At 70.2% G+C, this 17,538-nt stretch carries 20 protein-coding genes; 12 read left to right on the forward strand and 8 right to left on the reverse strand.

What is annotated here, in order from left to right; translation table 11 throughout:
* The first annotated feature begins 4 nt into the window (after positions 1-4).
* Positions 5-352, forward strand: a complete 348-nt coding sequence (locus ACWD02_RS32720) for an ArsR/SmtB family transcription factor (RefSeq protein ID WP_451217099.1) — start codon at positions 5-7, stop codon at positions 350-352.
* A gap of 7 nt (positions 353-359) precedes the next feature.
* Here ACWD02_RS32720 and ACWD02_RS32725 read toward each other — a convergent pair whose 3' ends face one another.
* Positions 360-1,766 (reverse strand): PepSY-associated TM helix domain-containing protein, encoded by a 1,407-nt coding sequence (locus ACWD02_RS32725; RefSeq protein ID WP_451217102.1) that lies wholly within the window; start codon positions 1,764-1,766, stop codon positions 360-362.
* A 308-nt stretch (positions 1,767-2,074) separates the two neighbouring features.
* On the opposite strand from ACWD02_RS32725, the gene ACWD02_RS32730 reads away from it, so the two are divergent.
* The 3 genes from ACWD02_RS32730 to ACWD02_RS32740 all read left to right on the forward strand — a co-directional run bounded on the left by ACWD02_RS32730 (position 2,075) and on the right by ACWD02_RS32740 (position 4,026).
* Positions 2,075-2,485: a hypothetical protein gene (locus tag ACWD02_RS32730; RefSeq protein ID WP_451217105.1), complete on the forward strand. Its 411-nt coding sequence runs from the start codon at positions 2,075-2,077 to the stop codon at positions 2,483-2,485.
* Between the two features lie 85 nt (positions 2,486-2,570).
* Positions 2,571-2,861, forward strand: a complete 291-nt coding sequence (locus ACWD02_RS32735) for a hypothetical protein (protein WP_451217108.1) — start codon at positions 2,571-2,573, stop codon at positions 2,859-2,861.
* A gap of 274 nt (positions 2,862-3,135) precedes the next feature.
* Positions 3,136-4,026, forward strand: coding sequence for an SAM-dependent methyltransferase (locus ACWD02_RS32740; RefSeq protein WP_451217111.1), 891 nt, complete (start codon positions 3,136-3,138; stop codon positions 4,024-4,026).
* 71 nt (positions 4,027-4,097) lie between these two features.
* On the opposite strand, the gene ACWD02_RS32745 is transcribed toward ACWD02_RS32740, so the two are convergent.
* The 3 genes from ACWD02_RS32745 to ACWD02_RS32755 all read right to left on the reverse strand — a co-directional run bounded on the left by ACWD02_RS32745 (position 4,098) and on the right by ACWD02_RS32755 (position 5,874).
* The gene (locus tag ACWD02_RS32745; protein WP_451217114.1) at positions 4,098-4,547 is read right to left on the reverse strand and encodes a hypothetical protein; all 450 of its coding nucleotides are present in this window, start codon (positions 4,545-4,547) and stop codon (positions 4,098-4,100) included.
* 196 nt (positions 4,548-4,743) lie between these two features.
* Positions 4,744-5,373 (reverse strand): dihydrofolate reductase family protein, encoded by a 630-nt coding sequence (locus ACWD02_RS32750; RefSeq protein WP_451217117.1) that lies wholly within the window; start codon positions 5,371-5,373, stop codon positions 4,744-4,746.
* A 99-nt stretch (positions 5,374-5,472) separates the two neighbouring features.
* Positions 5,473-5,874 (reverse strand): DUF6010 family protein, encoded by a 402-nt coding sequence (locus ACWD02_RS32755; protein ID WP_451217120.1) that lies wholly within the window; start codon positions 5,872-5,874, stop codon positions 5,473-5,475.
* Positions 5,875-6,265: 391 nt separating this feature from the next.
* Here ACWD02_RS32755 and ACWD02_RS32760 point away from each other — a divergent pair, with 391 nt between their 5' ends.
* From ACWD02_RS32760 to ACWD02_RS32775, 4 genes are all read left to right on the forward strand, one after another.
* Complete coding sequence (locus ACWD02_RS32760; RefSeq protein WP_451217123.1) at positions 6,266-8,383, forward strand: alpha-galactosidase; 2,118 nt, start codon at positions 6,266-6,268, stop codon at positions 8,381-8,383.
* A gap of 107 nt (positions 8,384-8,490) precedes the next feature.
* On the forward strand, positions 8,491-9,021 hold the full coding sequence (locus tag ACWD02_RS32765; protein WP_451217653.1) for an Imm21 family immunity protein: 531 nt from the start codon (positions 8,491-8,493) through the stop codon (positions 9,019-9,021).
* A 227-nt stretch (positions 9,022-9,248) separates the two neighbouring features.
* On the forward strand, positions 9,249-10,313 hold the full coding sequence (locus ACWD02_RS32770) for a lytic polysaccharide monooxygenase auxiliary activity family 9 protein (protein WP_451217126.1): 1,065 nt from the start codon (positions 9,249-9,251) through the stop codon (positions 10,311-10,313).
* 268 nt (positions 10,314-10,581) lie between these two features.
* Positions 10,582-11,493, forward strand: coding sequence for a calcium-binding protein (locus tag ACWD02_RS32775; RefSeq protein WP_451217129.1), 912 nt, complete (start codon positions 10,582-10,584; stop codon positions 11,491-11,493).
* Positions 11,494-11,506: 13 nt separating this feature from the next.
* On the opposite strand, the gene ACWD02_RS32780 is transcribed toward ACWD02_RS32775, so the two are convergent.
* Both ACWD02_RS32780 and ACWD02_RS32785 read right to left on the reverse strand, forming a co-directional pair.
* Positions 11,507-12,157 carry a TetR/AcrR family transcriptional regulator gene (locus ACWD02_RS32780; RefSeq protein WP_451217132.1) on the reverse strand — a complete coding sequence of 217 codons (651 nt, stop codon included), beginning with the start codon at positions 12,155-12,157 and terminating at the stop codon, positions 11,507-11,509.
* Positions 12,158-12,168: 11 nt separating this feature from the next.
* Complete coding sequence (locus ACWD02_RS32785; protein ID WP_451217135.1) at positions 12,169-12,750, reverse strand: sugar O-acetyltransferase; 582 nt, start codon at positions 12,748-12,750, stop codon at positions 12,169-12,171.
* Between the two features lie 130 nt (positions 12,751-12,880).
* On the opposite strand from ACWD02_RS32785, the gene ACWD02_RS32790 reads away from it, so the two are divergent.
* Both ACWD02_RS32790 and ACWD02_RS32795 read left to right on the forward strand, forming a co-directional pair.
* On the forward strand, positions 12,881-13,402 hold the full coding sequence (locus ACWD02_RS32790) for a hypothetical protein (protein ID WP_451217138.1): 522 nt from the start codon (positions 12,881-12,883) through the stop codon (positions 13,400-13,402).
* A 137-nt stretch (positions 13,403-13,539) separates the two neighbouring features.
* On the forward strand, positions 13,540-14,013 hold the full coding sequence (locus ACWD02_RS32795) for a DUF3592 domain-containing protein (protein ID WP_451217141.1): 474 nt from the start codon (positions 13,540-13,542) through the stop codon (positions 14,011-14,013).
* A gap of 80 nt (positions 14,014-14,093) precedes the next feature.
* Here ACWD02_RS32795 and ACWD02_RS32800 read toward each other — a convergent pair whose 3' ends face one another.
* Positions 14,094-14,618, reverse strand: a complete 525-nt coding sequence (locus ACWD02_RS32800; protein ID WP_451217144.1) for a hypothetical protein — start codon at positions 14,616-14,618, stop codon at positions 14,094-14,096.
* A 619-nt stretch (positions 14,619-15,237) separates the two neighbouring features.
* Here ACWD02_RS32800 and ACWD02_RS32805 point away from each other — a divergent pair.
* Both ACWD02_RS32805 and ACWD02_RS32810 read left to right on the forward strand, forming a co-directional pair.
* The gene (locus tag ACWD02_RS32805; RefSeq protein ID WP_451217147.1) at positions 15,238-15,648 is read left to right on the forward strand and encodes an STAS domain-containing protein; all 411 of its coding nucleotides are present in this window, start codon (positions 15,238-15,240) and stop codon (positions 15,646-15,648) included.
* A 143-nt stretch (positions 15,649-15,791) separates the two neighbouring features.
* Positions 15,792-17,069 (forward strand): APC family permease, encoded by a 1,278-nt coding sequence (locus ACWD02_RS32810; RefSeq protein WP_451217149.1) that lies wholly within the window; start codon positions 15,792-15,794, stop codon positions 17,067-17,069.
* Positions 17,070-17,099: 30 nt separating this feature from the next.
* On the opposite strand, the gene ACWD02_RS32815 is transcribed toward ACWD02_RS32810, so the two are convergent.
* Positions 17,100-17,525 (reverse strand): DUF6223 family protein, encoded by a 426-nt coding sequence (locus ACWD02_RS32815; RefSeq protein WP_451217152.1) that lies wholly within the window; start codon positions 17,523-17,525, stop codon positions 17,100-17,102.
* Between the last annotated feature and the right edge of the window lie 13 nt (positions 17,526-17,538).

A 17,538-nucleotide genomic window follows, 5' to 3' on the forward strand; every position in this document is an offset into this window, starting at 1 on the left:
ACGCATGCACCTATCACCTGCGCACGATGCGCACCCGCAAGATCCGGGCGCCGAGCACTACACCCACGCGGCCGAGGTCCTCGGCCTCTTGGCGGACCGCACCCGCCTGGCCCTGCTGCACACCCTGGGCAAGGGAGAGGCGGACGTCACGACGCTGACAGCCGCCTGCGGCGCGGCCCGCCCGGCGGTCAGCCAGCACCTGGCCAGACTGCGCTCCGCCGGACTCGTGTCCGTCCGCAAGGAAGGACGACGCATGGTCTACGGCCCTCCCGACGGGCACCTGCGCCGTGTGGTCGACGAGGTCCTGAACCTCGCCGACCATCACCTCAGCGGATCGGCCACCCACGACTGAGCGCGGCTCAGGCGTAGTCGCGCTCGCCGCGCCGGTAGGCGATCTCCCCCAGCAGGATGTCCACGGCGAGGAACGCCGCCAGCGGGATGCCGAGCAGCGGCACGAAGTAGCCGAGCACGGCTATGGCCGCCATCAAGGGGACCAGGACGTACGCCGGAACGTGTCGCCACGCCCCGCGTGGCAGCGGACGCCCGAACGAACTGCCGCGCCCCCGCTGCCACCACATGCGATACCCCCACACGATCATCAGGATCAGGCAGAGGGCGAGCGCGACAAGGGCGATCTGGTTGGCGAGCCCGAAGAGCGTGCCGGTGTGCGCGTCGATGCCCCAGCGGGTCAGCTTGGCGAGCACGGGATAGTCGGCGAACCGCAGCACTTCGGTCACCTCACCGCTCGCGGGATCGACCGCGACGGAGTCCTGCTTCTCGGGCCAACTGCGCTGGATCTGCCGGACGACGTACGCGGACGACTCGTCGGCGGGCGGTACGACCTCCACCGGGTTGGAGAGCCCCTCGGCGCGGGCCGCCTTCAGGACGGCGTCGAGCCCCACCCCGTCAGCGGCGCCTCCCGAGCCCGACCCGCCGTGCCCGGCGTGCTCTCCGCCGCCCCCGGCGGTCGCCGTCAGCGCCGGTGTCGTCTGCCCGATGGCCTCACGCAGGTCGCTGACGCTCTGGCCCGCGTACGCCGACCAGGTCAGCCCCGTCGCCGACAGGAAGATCAACCCGCCGGCGGCCCACACGCCCACCGAGCCGTGCAGGGAGAGCGTGCGGCGACGGCCGGTGGTCCCGCGCAGCTTGCGCTGGGAGCGCCGCCGCGCGAACCACAGCACCAGGCCGCCGCCCGCGATGACCCACAGCCAACTGGCGGCGAGTTCGCTGTAGAGCCGGCCGGTCTCGCCCAGGTGCAGATCGCGGTGGAGCTCGTCGATCCAGGTGCGCAGCGGCAGCGCGCCGGTGGAGCCGTACTGCTCCAGGGCGCCGCGCACTTCGCCGTTGTAGGGGTTCACGAACACGGCGAGGGTGTGATCGGCGTCCACGCCCGGGGTTCCCGCCAGCAGGACGCGGGTCGTGGCGCCGTCCTCATGCGAGGGCCGCACCGCGCTGACCGTGCCCTCGGGGTGCGCCTTGCGGGCGGCGGCCACCTGTCGGGAGATCGGCAGCTCGGTCTTGTCCTCGCCGACGGGGACGCGCAGTTCGTGGGAGTACACGATCTTCTCGGCCTGGTACGAGCAGGCGTACAGAAGTCCCGTGGTGGCGGCGACGAGCAGGAAGGGCGCGATGAGCACCCCGGCGTAGAAGTGCAGTCGCAGCACGAGCGGACGCAGCGACGCCCATCCGGACCGTCCTGCGGAGGGCGGCGCCCCCTGGGTCTCCTGCCCGTCGTCCGGGGCGAGGAGTGTGGGTTCGGCGGACATGAGCTGCTCTCCTGGCTGAAGGTGGCGCGGTTCGGCCGTAGTGGACCGGTGCAGGAGTCGGACGGCGGGGCGGAAGAGTTCCCGGCGATGCGCGCGAGGCGTGTGATGCGCGCCACACGTGCGGGGGTGTGATGGAGAGCGGGGAGCCGCACGGGAAGCCGTGAGCCGGTGGACCGCCGTGCACCACGATCGGTCGACGCCGCGCCCTTCACCCACGGCAGGGGCAGGACTAGCGTCGAGAGACCGGGCGTCCTCAGGACCGGAACCCCCGGGGCCGGGACCCCTCAACACCGCCCGTTGGAGACGCCATGCTCCAGACACGCGAGTTGTTCGACAGCCTTGCCTCCCGTGCCGACCACCTCGACAACCAGACCCTGGCCACCGCCGTCAACGCTCTCTCCGCGTGCGAACTGGCCGTCACCGCCTGCGCGGTCGGCATGCTCGCCGAGAAGGAGGCCGACGAACTGCGGGCCGCCATCAACCGCGACCTGAACTGCGCCGACGTGACCTCCGCCACGCGCCGTGTCCTGACACGCGGCACGGACACCCATCCCGCTCTCCTGACGGCCCAGTTGGAGGCGTGCGCCATCGCCTGCGAGCAGAGCCATGCGCTGTGCGCCCAACACGCACCGCGGCACGAGCACTGCCGACTCTGCTCCGAGGCCACCGACAGCGCGGCATCCGCGTGCCACGAGGTCCTGCGGAGGCTACGGACCTGACCCGTCTCGAAGACTGGACCCGCGGGCGGATCCGGGGGCACGGGCGCGGTTCGCCCCGCGGTCCGGGATCCGGCAAACTGCCCGGATGGACTATGAGTTCTGGAACGACATCCACACCCGCGGCGGCATCCCCGCGGTCAAGGGCGCACTGGAGGAGCTGGCCGCACGCGGTTCCGCCGAGGACGTGGACGCAGCGATGGAGCTGGCCTGCCAGGTCATCGCCGACGACACCGCCCGCCTCCAGGCCCGCGCGGATCAGGCCGAGGCGAGACTGCGGATGCTGACCGACGAGGCGCGCGAGGTGGAACGGCAGGTCGACGCGCACGCCATGGCCGAGGGATCCGCCGAGCCGACGGGGCACCCGGAAAGTGACTGACCGCCGCCGGGCGCCGGCCGCCTGAGCCAGAGCCGGCCGGCGCCCAGGGGGTGCACCCGCGGCGCTTGGCGCTTGGCGCTTTCGGGGCTCCACCGGCGGCCCGGCCGGTGCTAGCGTCCCAGCGTCCGGCGCGTACCTCGCACCACGCTCCTCGCGCCCCCTCCCCCGTACGCGCCCTCACCGTCTTCACGAGCACCGTCCACTCGGGTCCTCACGCTGATGAGATCCCGGGCGCACTTCCTTGACCGACCACCGTCGCTGAAAGGGATGCACCATGACCGTGGAAGACCTCGGCGCAAGCGGTTCGACGGCCCCCACCCCCGAAGAAGTCGGGGCGATGTACGACCAGTTCGGCGACATGCTCGCCATGACGCTCGGTTCGACCGCGCTGCACATCGGCATGTACGCGCCGCACGGGGCGCACCCGCCCGTCACCACCCTGGCCGCGTTGGCCGACCTCGCCCAGGACCGGCAGACCGACTTCCTCGTCGACACCATCGGCCTGGAGTCCCACGAGCACCTTCTGGACATCGGCTGCGGCACGGGAGGCCCGGCCGTCCGCCTGGCCGAGCGCACCGGCGCCCGTGTCACCGGGATCAACGTCAGCAAGAGCCAACTCGCCCGCTGCCAGGACCGCCTCACCGCGCGGGGAGCAGCCGAAGGCCTCGCGGACCGGGTGGACTTCGTCCACGGCAACGCCATGCGGCTGGACTTCGCCGACGGGGCCTTCGACGCCGCGTGGTCCATCGACTGCATCCCCCACCTCTCGGACCGTCCCGCGGGGCTGCGCGAAGCGCTGCGCGTGCTGCGTCCGGGCGGACGGTTCCTGTTCACGGAGTTCGCCCTGCGCGGCAGCCCCACCGCGGAGGAGGTGGCGGCCTTCACCCGAATGTGGTCCTGTCCCCCGCTCTCGCCTTTCGCCAACCTCATCGACGAGGTCCAACAGGCCGGTTTCCACCTGGAGTCCGTACGGGACATGACCGCGAACTCGGCGCTGTGCGGCGAGCTCATGTGCGTGCTCTACGAGGACCGGCGCGGCGAGATCGAGGAGCGGTTCGGCAAGGAGGTACTGGCCCACACCGATCCGCTCATGGCCCCCTACCGCTCCTTCTGCCGCGACCACATGGACTACTACCTGCTCGTCGTGCGCGCACCCGAGGCCTGACGCGCGCGGTCCCCCACGACCCGCCGGCCCACCCCATCCGCCGGCCCGCACGGGGCCGGCGGATCCGCGTGTCAGCTCACGGTCACCGTGACGACCGGCGAGACGGTGGCGCCGCTCGCCACGCGCAGTTCGTTCTTGCCCTTGAGGCCAAGCTTGACGCGCAGGCCATAGCTCCCGGACTTGCTGGTGACCGTGTCGGCAGGCAGGGCCTTCCACGCCCCGTGCTGCTTCTGCTGCAGGGTCACCTTGCTGCCGGCCTTCAGCCCGGTGGCCTTGCCCGTGAGACGCAGCTCCTGCCACGCGCGGACGTGGGAGACGGACGCCTTCGCCGTCAGCGTGGCCGCGACGGGCTTGGCCGCGGCAGCCTCGGCGGGGACGGGCTCAGCCGCCGCGGCCTGCGCCGGCCGGGGCTCCGGGTCGGACCCCGCGGCCAGTGCGGCGGTGGCGGGAATCAACAGGACCGACCCGAGGAGAGCGGAGACGGCGGTGGTACGCAGAAGGCTGCGACGGTTGTTTCGCATGGCGGCAGTGATCCCCTTGGGTGTCGGTCGGTACGCGTTCCTCGTCGTGCGACGAGCCGCACAAGGAGGAACATAAACGTATGCACCCGACATTGCGATCACCCGGAGAGCGCGTAACGGAATCCGGCAAAATCGGTCACAGTGCCGCAACTGCCCGCACCGTCCCCCGCGTTGCCCCTCGGCCTCGCGGCCCGGGTCACCGACGGATCAGGTGGGCGTGGGTCGCCGCAGCCGAACTCACCAAGTCGGTCACCCGATAGCCGTCGATCCCGTCGGCGACGTTGTCGAGCAGCCGTTCCCCCCTGCCGACCAGCAGCGGCACGACGACCAGGTGCAGTTCGTCGATCAGTCGTGCGCGCAGGTACTGCTGCACGACAGCCGAACCGCCTCCGATGCGTACGTCCCGGCCGGCCGCCGCCTCGAAAGCCCGCGCGAGGACCGTCTCGACGGGCTCATCGGTGAAGTGGAAGGTCGTCCCACCCTCCATCGTGAGCGAGGGACGCAGGTGATGGGTGTGCACGAACACGTCGTGGTGGTAGGGCGGGTTCTCTCCCCACCAACCCCGCCAGGACTCGTCCTGCCACGGCCCGCGCTGCGGTCCGAACATGTTGCGGCCCATGATCGTGGCGCCGATGTTCTCCTCGCTGCGCTCGATGCAGTCGACGTCGATCCCTGTCTTGCCTTCGGCGCGGTCGCGCATCGCGACGACCATCCAGTCGTGCAGCCCCTCGATGTTGTCCCCGAAGGGTTCGTCCAGGCGCTGGTGGGTTCCGGCGGCGAAGCCGTCCAGCGAAACAGTGATGTTGTGAACGCGCACCTTCGGCATGACGTCCTCCTCCTCGGTCTTCCTGCTCTCATCATTGCGTCGAACGAAGGGACTCGGGATCGACACACGCGGGAGACGGCCTGATGGCCGGTCGCTGCGTCACTGCGCCCTGGCGATCCGGCCGCGGATGAGTCCGATGAGCGAGGGGCCGCCGCGCAGGCACCAGAGCGCGATGACGGGATCGCAGATGGCGCATCCCAGCGACGAGTCGTGGGCGAAGGGGATGATCGGGGTGCCCTTGAGGTGGTGGACCAGGTCCCATCCGGTGTGGAGCAGCCAGCCGATGCCGATGAAGGTCCAGGACTCCAGGCCTCGGTACGCGCAGTAGGTGACGGCGCCGGTGAAGACGAACTCCCAGCCCCCGAGACCGCCGCCACTGAGATAGGCCGCTCCCGCACCGGCCACCATGATCGCGTTGAAGCGGCGCCGGTGCGGTTCGTGGATCAGGGACATCACCAGGGCGTAGACGACGCCGATCAGGACCGGTGCGACATACGGCATGACCTGCATGGAGTTCCTTCGGGTGGCGGTGCGCGTCCGGTCGTCGCCGGGTCGCGGGATCACCGCCGAAGCTATCCGCGTCCGCGACCGCCTCCCAGTGGCATTAATGACAGGCTTCAACGGGATAGCGCCATCAGTCGTGACGCTCGTCCTCACGGCCTGTCATCAGTGCCAGATCTCGCCGTGGGCGCCTTTTCCGTGGCCAGGACGGACTCGATTCCGTGACGCCTTCCCTCAGTCACGCGACGGCAGTGCCGTTTCGGCAAAGCCGCCGTACCGCCGGGGTCGCGATGCCCGCTGAACCTGGCGGACGATCGATAACGGTGGCGGGCGGCCCGGCCGCGGCAGCAGCATGTTCCCGACGCGCTCCCGAACGTGAGGATCCAAGCCTGTGATCTCCTTCGCCCCTGAGACCGGCGTCTGGCTGCTCCGCACCCCGCACACGTCCTACGCCCTCCGCATCGACGCAACAGGAGCTCCCTGCCATCTCGCGTGGGGGCCGCGGCTGACCCTGGCGCAGGCAGAGGAACTCGCCGCTGCCCCGGCCCCGCCCGCCAGCAGTTTCGAGGGGCGGCCACCGGTCGGCGAGGAACTGCCCGTCGACGGCGGGGCACGGTACGGGACCCCCTCGCTGCAGGTGCGCTTCGCCGACGGCACCCGCGCCTTCGAATGGGAGGCATCGGGCCACCGCGTACACGAGCCCGCTCCGGGATCGTCGGAACTGGCCCTGGAGTTCCGCGACCGCCACCACCCCCTGGAGGTCACCCTCCACTACCGCGTCCACGACGACAGCGACGTCATCGAGCGCTGGTGCGTGCTGCGCAACTCCGGCGAGGAGACCGTGACACTGCTGCGCGCCGACTCCGCCGCGTGGACCCTGCCGGCCAGGGACGACTACCGGCTCAGCCACGTCACGGGCCAGTGGTCCGCCGAGACCCAACTGCGTCGCGACCGTCTGCCGTTCGGCGAGACGGTGCTGACCAGCCGCAGGGGCATCACCAGCCATCACGCGAACCCCTGGGTGATGCTCGACGCGGGCGAGGCCACCGAGGACCACGGCCAGGTATGGAGCGCGGCCCTGGCCTGGAGCGGCAGTTGGCGCGTCACCGTTCAGCGCACTCCCGACGGCCGGGCGGGCTTCACCGGCGGCTCCGGCCACGAGGGCATGACCCAACCCCTGGGTCCAGGCGAGGAGTTCACCACCCCACGACTCGCCGGTCTGTACGCGGACGGCGGCTTCGGTGCGACGAGCCGCGCCTGGCACGCGTACGTACTCGCCCATGTGCTGCCCCACCCCGACGAGATACGACCGGTGCTCTACAACTCCTGGGAGGCCACCGGGTTCGATGTCGACGAGGCCAGCCAGCTGGCCCTGGCGACTCGCGCGGGGGCGCTCGGCGCGGAGCTCTTCGTCATGGACGACGGCTGGTTCGGTGCGCGCCGCGACGAGACCGCGGGGCTCGGCGACTGGACGCCGTCACCGGACCGCTTCCCGCGCGGCCTCACGCCCCTGGCGGACGAGGTGCACCGGCTCGGGATGCGCTTCGGGCTGTGGGTGGAACCCGAGATGGTCAACCCCGACAGCGATCTTTACCGCCGGCACCCTGACTGGGTCCTGCACTTCCCGCACCGCACCCGCACCGAACTGCGCGGCCAACTGGTTCTCAACCTCGCCCGCCGTGACGTCACGGAGTGGGCCTACGGCTGGCTGACCCGCCTGGTGGGCGAGCACGGGATCGACTTCCTGAAGTGGGACATGAACCGGCCGTTCACCGAGGCGGGTTGGCCGGACAGGGCGGACGGCGCGGAGCGCGTCTGGACCACGTACGTCCACCACCTCTACGAGATCATCGACCGCCTCCGCGCCGACCACCCCGGCCTGCGGATGGAGGCGTGCAGCGGCGGTGGAGGCCGGGTCGACCTGGGGATGCTGTCCCGCACCGACCAGACGTGGACGTCGGACAACACCGACGCGGCGGACCGTGTCCTCATCCAGCACGGCTACGGACAGATCTACCCGGCCCGGACGATGGCCGCGTGGGTGACCGACGTCCCCAATCAGCTGACCGCCCGGTCGGTGCCGCTCCGCTTCCGCTTCCATGTCGCCATGGCGGGGGTTCTCGGCCTCGGCGGCGATCTGACCCGCTGGTCCGAAGACGAACTGGCCGAGGGGGCAAACCTGGTGGCCCAGTACAAGCGCGTTCGGCACTTGGTGCAGCACGGGACGCTCCACCGGCCGCGCGGCCCTGTCGACGACGCCCCGTCCGCGGTCCAGTACACGGCGGCGGACGCCGACGAAACCCTGCTCCTGGTCTGGCGCCGTTCCGCACGCCACGGCGCCACGAGCCCAGCCCTGCGCCTCGCCTCCCTCGACCCCGCAGCCCGCTACCGCGACACCCGCACGGGGGCGGTGCACTCAGCGGCGGTCCTGAACGATTACGGGCTACGGCCCGAGCTGCCGCAGGGTGACTGGGCGAGTGCGATGGTGCACTTGGTACGGGTTTCCTGAGGAGGCATCGCCTCGCCTCGACGCACGGGAGGGCCGACTACTACTCGCTACTACGCGCCACTCCCACTTCCCGGGACGCGAAGTCCCCCCGCCGCCCATCGCCCGAGCTGACCTGGGTCAAGTCGATGGGCGGCCCGCTCATCGTGGTGCCGGTGTCAGCGCTTCCCTCGTGGCACGGCTGCACCGAAACAGGGGAGGTCCTCGACGACCCGGGCGTCGCGGACGACTACGACCGCGCCTGCGCGGTGGACGGTTACGCCGAGGTGATTCCGGTGGACAGCGACGGTGCCCGTGCTCTCGTGCTGGGTGACGAACCCGCCGTGACCTGCTACCTGCCCGAGCACAATGCCTTCATACGCTGGCTCAGCGCCGACTCCGACGCCGAACTTCTCACCGCCGCCGAACAGGTGATGAAGGCCCCGGGAACGGAGTGGGAGGACTGCGGGGTCTGGGAGACGAGTGGCGAGGCGGTGCTCATGGATTCCGCGGTCGCGGGCTCCGAACTCACGACCTCCGACCCCGAGTTGCCGGAGCAGGCTCCCATCGACATCCCGGCGGGGCGATGGGAGGTCCAGGCGGCTCACGTCAAGACCGAGGATGCCTGGGTCGGCGTGGTCCGCCTTGTCGCGCAGCGATAGCCCGGGGCCGAGCGGAGCGTACCCGGCCCTGGACAAGACCCGGATCTCCGCCGAGAACCTCCGCTGGGCAGGTACCGCGTGAGCTGAGCCGTGCCCGGTGCGGATCCTCGCGCTGCCGATGTTGGCGATGCTGGCGATAGGCGCCGCCGCCGCGGCAACCTTTTCAGGACCGGCGTCGACCACGGGGTGAGTCGCTCATCGGAAACTCCCCCGAAGGAGACGTTCCCATGAACATCCCCCGCTCCCCCATGCCTGCCGGAGCACGACTCCGTTCCCGCGTACGGGGCTCGGTGCGCGCCAGGCGCCTCGCCTCACTCGCGGGCGCCACCGGCATCGCGGCCGCGGCAGTGCTCGCCGTTCCGGGCACGGCCGCCGCCCACGGCGTGGCCATGGTGCCCGGGTCGCGCACCTACCTGTGCTACAAGGACCTTCTCGCCAACTCCTCCACCCAGATGCCGTCAAACCCCGCCTGCAAGGCGGCAGTTCAGGACGCGGGCACCACCCCGCTGTACAACTGGTTCGCGGTGCTCGACTCCAACGCGGGCGGCCGCGGCGAGGGGTACGTCGAGGACGGCACCCTGTGCAGCGCCGGCGACCGCAGCCCGTACGACTTCTCCCCGTACAACGCCACCCGTACCGACTGGCCTGTCACCCATCTCACGGGCGGCTCCACCATCGAGATGAACTACAGCAACTGGGCGCACCACCCGGGCACCTTCAAGGTGTACGTCACCAAGGACGGCTACGACCCACAACAACCCCTGGGCTGGTCCGACCTGGAGAACGTGCAGACCGTACAGAATCCGCCCCAGGAAGGCGGGCCCGGCAGCGAGGCGGGCCACTACTACTGGGACCTGCAACTGCCTGAACGTACCGGCAGGCACATCCTGTTCGTCCAGTGGATCCGCTCCGACAGCCAGGAGAACTTCTTCTCCTGCTCGGACGTGGTCTTCGACGGCGGCAATGGCGAGGTCACCGGACTGACCGGCGGCGAGCGGTCCGGAGCCGCGGTGACCGCACTCGGCGCCGGCAAGGAGAACACCAAGGCCGAGGCGGCACACCAAGCCCACGGGACGCATGTCGCCCATCAGGGAGGCGAAGGTGGCCGCTCCTCGGGAGGGTCCCGCTCCGCGGCCGACGCCGCCCCCGGCATCGAGAACGCCGCCTCCGGATCACCCACGAGTTCTCCAGGGTCGGGCCTGGTCGGCGCCCTCGCAGGCGCCGGCGCGGTGCTCCTGACCGGTGGAACCGTCCTGCACCTGCGCCACCGCAGGCCGAACACCGAGCGGTGACCTTCTTGCAAAGCCGCGCCCCGGGCCCTGCCTCCCACCCCCGGCCCGGGGCCTTTCGCCCGCCCCCATGAATTTCTTCCCAACCGCGCCTTACTGCGAATTGTCGCGCCCCGGATGGGCAATCAAACTGACCTGGCCAGCGGCCACTTGAACAAATCACTCTGGGAATCAGCGCGACCACCCCTCACACTCCGCATTACAACCAACCTCAAACCCCGTAGGTCACACGTAATTGCAAGGACCACGTATGCCTCACGGAGGTTTTGTAATGCCCTCTCACCTCATCCGCCGCCGGGTTATCCGCACCGCGTCGGCGGTGACGCTGGCCCTCGGTACGGGGCTGGCCGCTCCCTTCCTCCTGGCGGGCACCGCTGCTGCCGCGGCACCGGAGGCGACCGCCGCGTTCAGCGCGAGCGATCACGCGATCGTCTACACCGCCGCCACCGGACAGACCAACAAGGTCACGGTCACGGCCTCCATGTCCGAAGGTTCCGGGGAGATCACCTATGTGATCGACGACGCCGTTGCGATCAAGGCGGGCGAAGGCTGCTCCTATCCCGACAGCGCGGACCGCACCAAGGTCTCCTGCACGGTCGCCACCCTGGAGACCCAGGACCCGTACGCCACCTTGAAGTTGGCCCTCGGTGACGGCGACGACACCTTCGCCTACGACAACACCACCGACGAGACGTACTACTTCGCCTCGGCGGACCTGGGAGCCGGCAAGGACACCGCGACCCACACCGGCGGCGTCGACGGCAACTCCGTCATCGGAGGAGCGGGCGACGACGACCTGACCGTGGGTGAGGCCGGAGTGGTCCTCGGCGGTGACGGTAACGACACCATCCACGCCGCGGGCGGCAGCATCGCGCAGGGCGGCAACCACAACGACACGATCTACTCGGAAGGCGCCGAAAGCGCCGTTGACGGCGGCGCGGGCAACGACGTGATCCAGGGCGGCGCGGAGAGGCAGAACCTGTCCGGCGGCGACGGCACCGACACGATCCGCGCCGGAGCCGGCGACGACTTCGTCTACGGCGGCAAGGGCAACGACACCCTGTACGGCAACAGCGGCAACGACACGATGTACGGAAACAGCGGCGACGACAAGCTCTACGGTGGCGCCGGCCAGGACACCCTCTCCGGCGGCCCCGGCACGAACGTCGTCCACCAGGACTGACCCTTCTCGCCGGTCAGGGCACTGCGCGATCAGCCGCGCAGCGCCCTGACCGCGGGGTCTCGCGGGGCTCCATGCCGATGGCCGCGTCCGGCGGGGCGGTGATGCGCTCGACAGCCTGCCGCGTCAACTCACGACCGTGCGCCGCACCATCGCCATCGGCGTCCCCGTCAGCGCTTTCGCCGTCCAAGGCTCGGTGCAGCGTGAGGCCCTCGATGAGCGCGTCGAGCTGCCGGGCGGTGTCCGGATCGAAGTGCCGTTCCAGCAGACGCCGGCTGCCACGCATCCACGCCTGGGTCAGCTTTCGGTACTCCGGGCGCCGAGCGGCGAGGGTGTAGAGCTCCTGCGTGAGGATCAGGTCGCGCCGAGGCCCCTCCGAGAGGGCGTGGATGAGGTCGGTGACGGCGTCACGTGCCTGCTCGGGGCCGTCGGCGTGGTCCAAGTACCTCTCGAAGAGAGTCACGATGTGGTCGGCGAAGAGCGTGAAGGCTTCACAGAGCAGGTCATCGATGCCGGTGAAGTGGTACGTCATCGAGCCGAGCGGAACAGCGGCACGCGCGGCGATCTTGCGGTGGGAGACACCGGCGACGCCTTCGTCGGCGATGTGGTCGAGAGTGGCGGCGAGTATGCGCTCGCGCCGCCGGGGGTCCGCATGTCCGGTGGCCATCGCGACGGCCCCTAGAGGCTTCGGACAGTACGGGCGGGATTTCCGACGGCGACCACATCGGCGGGCACGTCCTTGGTGACGACCGCACCGGCACCGATGACGCTGTTGTCCCCGATCGTCACGCCGGGGCAGACGATGACACCGCCGCCGAGCCAGACGTTGTCCCCGATGGTGATGGGGAGCGCGGCCTCCAGCTTGTCGCGCCGCGGCTGCGGCTCCACGGGGTGGGTGGGGGTGAGGAGTTGAACGTTGGGCCCGATCTGACAGTCCTCGCCGATGGCGATCCGGGCGACGTCCAGGGCGGTGAGGTGATAGTTGACGAAGGTGCGGGCGCCGATGGAGATGTTGCTGCCGTAGTCGACGTACAGCGGTGGCCGCACTTCCACGCCCTCACCCACGGAGGCGAGCAATTCGGCCAGGACCGTCCGGGCTTCGCCCGCGTCCTCGAGGAACACGGCCTGATAGCGGGCGGCGAGCCGCATGGCGTGCTGTTGCCTGCGCGCGATGTCCGGGTCGTCGGCGATGTAGAGGTCGCCCGCGAGCATGCGTTCCAGGTTGGTGCGCGGGTCGTCAGCGAAGTAGTCCGTCGGCATGCGTACGATCGTACGCTCCTCTGGAAGGTACGGACGTACGCTCCCAACCCCGTTGGCAACTCATGGACTTGCCCCTGTGGGGTACTCGGTAGCGGCTGCGGTTTCCGTCGATTCCGAGGAGGTACGTCCCATGCGCGCCTTCAAGCGCTGGCTCGACCACAGTCTTGCCGCACAAGCGGCCGTGATCTTCGTGCTGGGTGTGGGGATCACCGCCCTGTTCCGCTCGGACGAACATCCGGTCGTATGGATCATCCAGGGCATGCTTTTCGCCGCCGTCGCGACGACGATCGTGGCCGTACAGCGCCGTAAGGCAGGCAGGGCCGCCGGTACGGACGCGCGCGGGGTCACCGAGCTGAACCGCAAGATCCGGCATCGCGAGGTACCGAGCGAGCCCCAGGAGCGGGCTTCCATGCGGCGCCTCGTCGCCGTGCAGCTGGGGCAGCTGGAGCGGGCCCGCAAGTGGCTGCCGTACTGGCTCTGCTCCATGGCGCTCATCGCCGTCGGCATGCTCGTCCTCGGGGCGGCCACCGGCTCGTTGACCACTCCTCTGATCGTCGCGGTCGGCCTGATCGGCTTCTGCGGCTGGGTCATCTGGATGCGTCGCCGCAACCTCGATCGCTTCCGTCACATGCGCTCCTCCTTGCAGAGCTAGGAGGAGCGGGCGACGGCCCCTCCCGCACGGCCTTGGGCGGGGGGCGGGCGACCGCGGCGGAACCCTCTGGGATAACGTCCCTCTCCTTTGGTCGAGTTGCTGTTGGCAAGCTGCTTTGCGCAGGTGAGAGGGATGTCGTGCGGTTGCAGGTGCATGGGTGGGGCGCCCGCCGGTGGGTCGCCTTCGGGATGATCGCGTTCGGAACGCTGTTCACCGTCGTCGCATTGATCCTGGCGGGGGTGTCCATCTCGTTCCTGGCAGACGCCGAGCGGGCCAAAGGCACGGTGGTGGCGTTGGAGTGGCGCAGCGACAGCAGCGGCACGTCCCACAAGAAGCGCAGGAGCGACGAGCCCGCGGCGTACCCGGTGGTCGAGTTCACCTCGGCGGACGGCACGCCGAGGACGTTCCAGAGTTCGGCGGGTTCCAACCCGCCGGCGTACGACCGGGGTGAGCAGGTCGAGGTGCTGTACCGCGCCGACGCCCCCGAGGACGCACGGATCAATGGGTTTCTCTCGCTGTGGCTGCTGCCGCTGATCTTCGGCGGGATCGGCCTGGTGCTCGCGGGGATCGGTACGGCCATCGCGGTGGCGGGGCGAAGGCGGCGTCCCTAGGCGCGGCCGGGCGTCTCCGAGCCCCTCAGCCTTCAGTCCCTCAGTCCCTCAGTCCCTCAGTCCCTCAGTCCCTCAGTCCCTCAAGTCTTCACGCCACAACGCCGTGCGATCGCCTCAAGGCGTTCGAGTTCGCGTTGCGCCGCCGCGGGGTGGGCGAGGTCCAGAGCCATCGCGGCGCGGGCGCTGATGTAGAGGATGTCCTGGCGGGTGGCCGCGTCGAGGTCAGGGGCGGCCTGGAGATGACGTCCCGTGACGCTGAGGAAGAGGGCAACGTGGTCGAGGCGATCCCGCAGGCCCAAAGGAAGCACCTGCCTCAGCGTGTCCTTTGCATAGTCGCGCGTCTGCCGGTCCTCCTCACAGGGGCGGGGCCGTGGAGGAGCCCAGGGAAGGGCGGCTTCGCAGGCGTCGTCGTACATGTTCGCCACCAGGGCGCGTGCGGCGGCGAGGTCGCCTTCCGTAGACGAAGCGCGGGCCGAGTCCAGCATGGAGCGCAGTCGGGCACGAACCTGGGGGTCCTCCCCCGTCCGGGCGTCCAGATACCCCGACCACACATCGAACGCCTTGCTCAATTCGGCGTCCAGCATGGCCTCGTACGCGTCCGGCACTCTGCCGCCTCTCCGATCGAGCCGCCCCGGATGAGGGCGGCAGCGGTCACGATAGGACGGACGGCGGCTGCATCGCCCGTGAATTATCCGGGCCGACCACTGGGTCACTCCGACACTGGGCCACACGGACACTGGGCAACTCACCTTCTGGGCGGGGAGGCGACCAGGCGGCGAGGCGGCCCAGCGGGCGGGCGTCAAAGCGGCGGCACGGAAAGCGAAATCGCCTGTCCGTGCGAATACTTGCCGGTTGTGCGAGCCATTGCCGTACACGCCTCGACACGTATTCGATTCCGCCTGCGAGCGCTTTGCGCTGCGGACCTTTCCTCCGCCCGAGTAGATTCCCTGCCCCCGGCACCGTGAGTAAACTGCACCGGAAACCGGCATGTGATGGCCGGAAACCCACTTCACATATCCGCAAGCCGACTATTCGGCCGGGAACGACCGACGCGCGAGATCCTGACCGCTTCTTCCGCCCCCGGCCCCGGGTCGCAGACACCCGACCAACCACCAGCGGCTGACACTTCCTCTCGCCGATGAAACCGCTCCCGCCATGCGCTCTGCCACCGGTACGAGCGCTGGGTGAAGCCCCCAGGTTTGGCCCCACTACGCAAGGCAGATCATGCGGAAAGGTTCCACTCGCACCTGGCCCGAGGCTGACCCGCCACGGCTGAGGGTGCGGGTTCTGGCGGCCACGGACGGCAGTGGCACGCTCACCTTCGAACTCGCCGGTGAACTCGATGTGCTCAGCGTCAACATGCTGTGCGATCTGGCCATCACCCACGTGGAGGATGGTCACCGGCATTTACACCTGGACGCGAGCGACGTCGCCTGGTGTGACAACGGCAGCCTCTACATGCTTCTCGGTCTGCGGCATGCGCTGGAGACCGCACAGGGCAGCCTCGGCCTGGTCGCGATCAGCGACCCCGTCGAACAAGTGATCATGCGCAACGAACACAGCCTGCACTTGCACCTGCATCCCCAGCACGCACCGCCCTGCTGCCCCGCCACTGCGCTCCTTCACTTCGGATAGGCAGCTCCCCAACTCCTCAGCTCCTCAGTCCGGGAAGGGGGGCCGACCGACCCGGCACATCGCATCCCGGCACGGCAAAATATCGTGTCCCTGCCAGACCAGACGTCTTCCCCACCAGCCCTTCCCCTGCCGAGGAGACACCCATGAGCTCTCCGCCCTCCGCAGCGGGCGCTCCTCGGCTGCTGCGACGGTTCGGGGTGGGCGACGCCGTGGTGATCGGCCTCGGATCGATGATCGGGGCGGGGATCTTCGCCGCGTTCGCTCCGGCTGCCCGCGCCGCGGGCTCGGGGCTGCTCGTCGGCCTCGCCGTCGCCGCGGTGGTCGCGTACTGCAACGCCACCTCATCAGCACGGCTCGCGGCCCGCTACCCCGCCTCGGGAGGGACCTACGTCTACGGCCGCGAACGGCTCGGCGAGTTCTGGGGCTACCTCGCCGGCTGGGGATTCGTCATCGGCAAGACCGCCTCCTGCGCGGCCATGGCCCTCACCATCGGTGCCTACGCCTGGCCCGGTCATGAGCGGCCCGTCGCGCTCGCCGCCGTGCTGGCACTGACCGCCGTCAACTACGTGGGCATCCAGAAGACCGTCTGGCTGACCCGCGGCATCGTCGCCCTCGTCCTCGCCGTCCTCGCCGCGGTCGTGGCCGCCTCCTACGCCAGTGGCACAGCCGATGTCAGCCGCCTGGAGCTGGGCGGGGACGCCGGCGTGGGTGGTGTGTTGGAGGCTGCCGGACTGTTGTTCTTCGCCTTCGCCGGGTACGCGCGCATCGCCACCCTCGGCGAGGAGGTGCGTGATCCGGGGCGCACCATCCCCCGCGCGATCCCCCTCGCCCTGGGCATCACGCTCTCGGTGTACGTCGCGGTCGCGGTGGCCGTCCTGGTCGTGCTCGGACCCAGCGGCCTTGCCGATTCCTCCGCCCCGCTCACGGACACGGCACGCGCGGCGGGGGTGCCCGAACTGGCGCCGGTGGTGCGGGTCGGTGCCGCCGTCGCCGCGCTCGGCTCCCTGCTCGCGCTGATCCTCGGCATCTCGCGGACCACGCTGGCTATGGCCCGCGACCATCACCTGCCGCACGCACTGGCGGCCGTCCACCCGCGGTTCCACGTCCCCCACCGGGCCGAACTCGCCGTCGGAGCGGCCGTGGTGGCCCTCGTGGCCTTCGCCGACCTGCGGGGATCGATCGGCTTCTCGTCCTTCGGGGTCCTCGCGTACTACGCCGTCGCCAACGCCGCCGCCTGGACCCTGACACCCTCCGAAGGCCGCCCGCCTCGCGCCGTCCCCGCCATCGGCCTGACCGGCTGCATGCTCCTCGCCCTCAGCCTCCCACTCGCCTCGGTCATCTCCGGCGCCATCGTCTTGGCGCTCGGGGCGGTCGCCTACTTCGTGCGCCGGAGGGTCACGGGTCACGCCGATCGGCGCTGAAGCACACAGCCGGCAACGAGCTCGCCCCGGTCAGCCGGCGCGGTCGGCATGGCGGGCGCGGGACAGGACCATGCCGCTGAGGACCATGGCTATGAGCGCGATCACCAGAGCCACGACGGCCCCGCCCCGGCCGTTGCCGCTGCCCACGCCGCCGTCCGAGCCGGTCAGCTGCATCACGCCGACCACGATGCCGATCAGAGCCACCACGGGGGCGACCATGGCGCCGCCTCGGCCGTTGCCGGTGCCGATGCGTCCTGCGGACCGCGCCATGGCCACCCCACCGATGAGCACGCTGAGCAGCGCGATCGCCATGGCGACCATGGCGCCGCCTCGTCCGGAGCCACCCTCGTCGGCGGCGACCGAGACCTGTGCGGCTGCGGGCGTGGCCAGTATCAGCCCTCCGAGCACGGCAGCTGCGGTGGCGGTGAGCAAGTGGCGGGTGCGGCGGACGGACATCGAGGCTCCCTCG

It is taken from the genome of Streptomyces sp. NPDC002853 (genome assembly GCF_053591915.1).

What these genes read in the sequence shown, in the direction of transcription:
- ACWD02_RS32720 (WP_451217099.1), top strand. Translation starts at nt 5, where the DNA reads ATGCACCTATCACCTGCGCACGATGCGCACCCGCAAGATCCGGGCGCC.
- ACWD02_RS32725 (WP_451217102.1), bottom strand. Translation starts at nt 1,766, where the DNA reads ATGTCCGCCGAACCCACACTCCTCGCCCCGGACGACGGGCAGGAGACC.
- ACWD02_RS32730 (WP_451217105.1), top strand. Translation starts at nt 2,075, where the DNA reads ATGCTCCAGACACGCGAGTTGTTCGACAGCCTTGCCTCCCGTGCCGAC.
- ACWD02_RS32735 (WP_451217108.1), top strand. Translation starts at nt 2,571, where the DNA reads ATGGACTATGAGTTCTGGAACGACATCCACACCCGCGGCGGCATCCCC.
- ACWD02_RS32740 (WP_451217111.1), top strand. Translation starts at nt 3,136, where the DNA reads ATGACCGTGGAAGACCTCGGCGCAAGCGGTTCGACGGCCCCCACCCCC.
- ACWD02_RS32745 (WP_451217114.1), bottom strand. Translation starts at nt 4,547, where the DNA reads ATGCGAAACAACCGTCGCAGCCTTCTGCGTACCACCGCCGTCTCCGCT.
- ACWD02_RS32750 (WP_451217117.1), bottom strand. Translation starts at nt 5,373, where the DNA reads ATGCCGAAGGTGCGCGTTCACAACATCACTGTTTCGCTGGACGGCTTC.
- ACWD02_RS32755 (WP_451217120.1), bottom strand. Translation starts at nt 5,874, where the DNA reads ATGCCGTATGTCGCACCGGTCCTGATCGGCGTCGTCTACGCCCTGGTG.
- ACWD02_RS32770 (WP_451217126.1), top strand. Translation starts at nt 9,249, where the DNA reads ATGAACATCCCCCGCTCCCCCATGCCTGCCGGAGCACGACTCCGTTCC.
- ACWD02_RS32775 (WP_451217129.1), top strand. Translation starts at nt 10,582, where the DNA reads ATGCCCTCTCACCTCATCCGCCGCCGGGTTATCCGCACCGCGTCGGCG.
- ACWD02_RS32780 (WP_451217132.1), bottom strand. Translation starts at nt 12,157, where the DNA reads ATGGCCACCGGACATGCGGACCCCCGGCGGCGCGAGCGCATACTCGCC.
- ACWD02_RS32785 (WP_451217135.1), bottom strand. Translation starts at nt 12,750, where the DNA reads ATGCCGACGGACTACTTCGCTGACGACCCGCGCACCAACCTGGAACGC.
- ACWD02_RS32790 (WP_451217138.1), top strand. Translation starts at nt 12,881, where the DNA reads ATGCGCGCCTTCAAGCGCTGGCTCGACCACAGTCTTGCCGCACAAGCG.
- ACWD02_RS32805 (WP_451217147.1), top strand. Translation starts at nt 15,238, where the DNA reads ATGCGGAAAGGTTCCACTCGCACCTGGCCCGAGGCTGACCCGCCACGG.
- ACWD02_RS32810 (WP_451217149.1), top strand. Translation starts at nt 15,792, where the DNA reads ATGAGCTCTCCGCCCTCCGCAGCGGGCGCTCCTCGGCTGCTGCGACGG.
- ACWD02_RS32815 (WP_451217152.1), bottom strand. Translation starts at nt 17,525, where the DNA reads ATGTCCGTCCGCCGCACCCGCCACTTGCTCACCGCCACCGCAGCTGCC.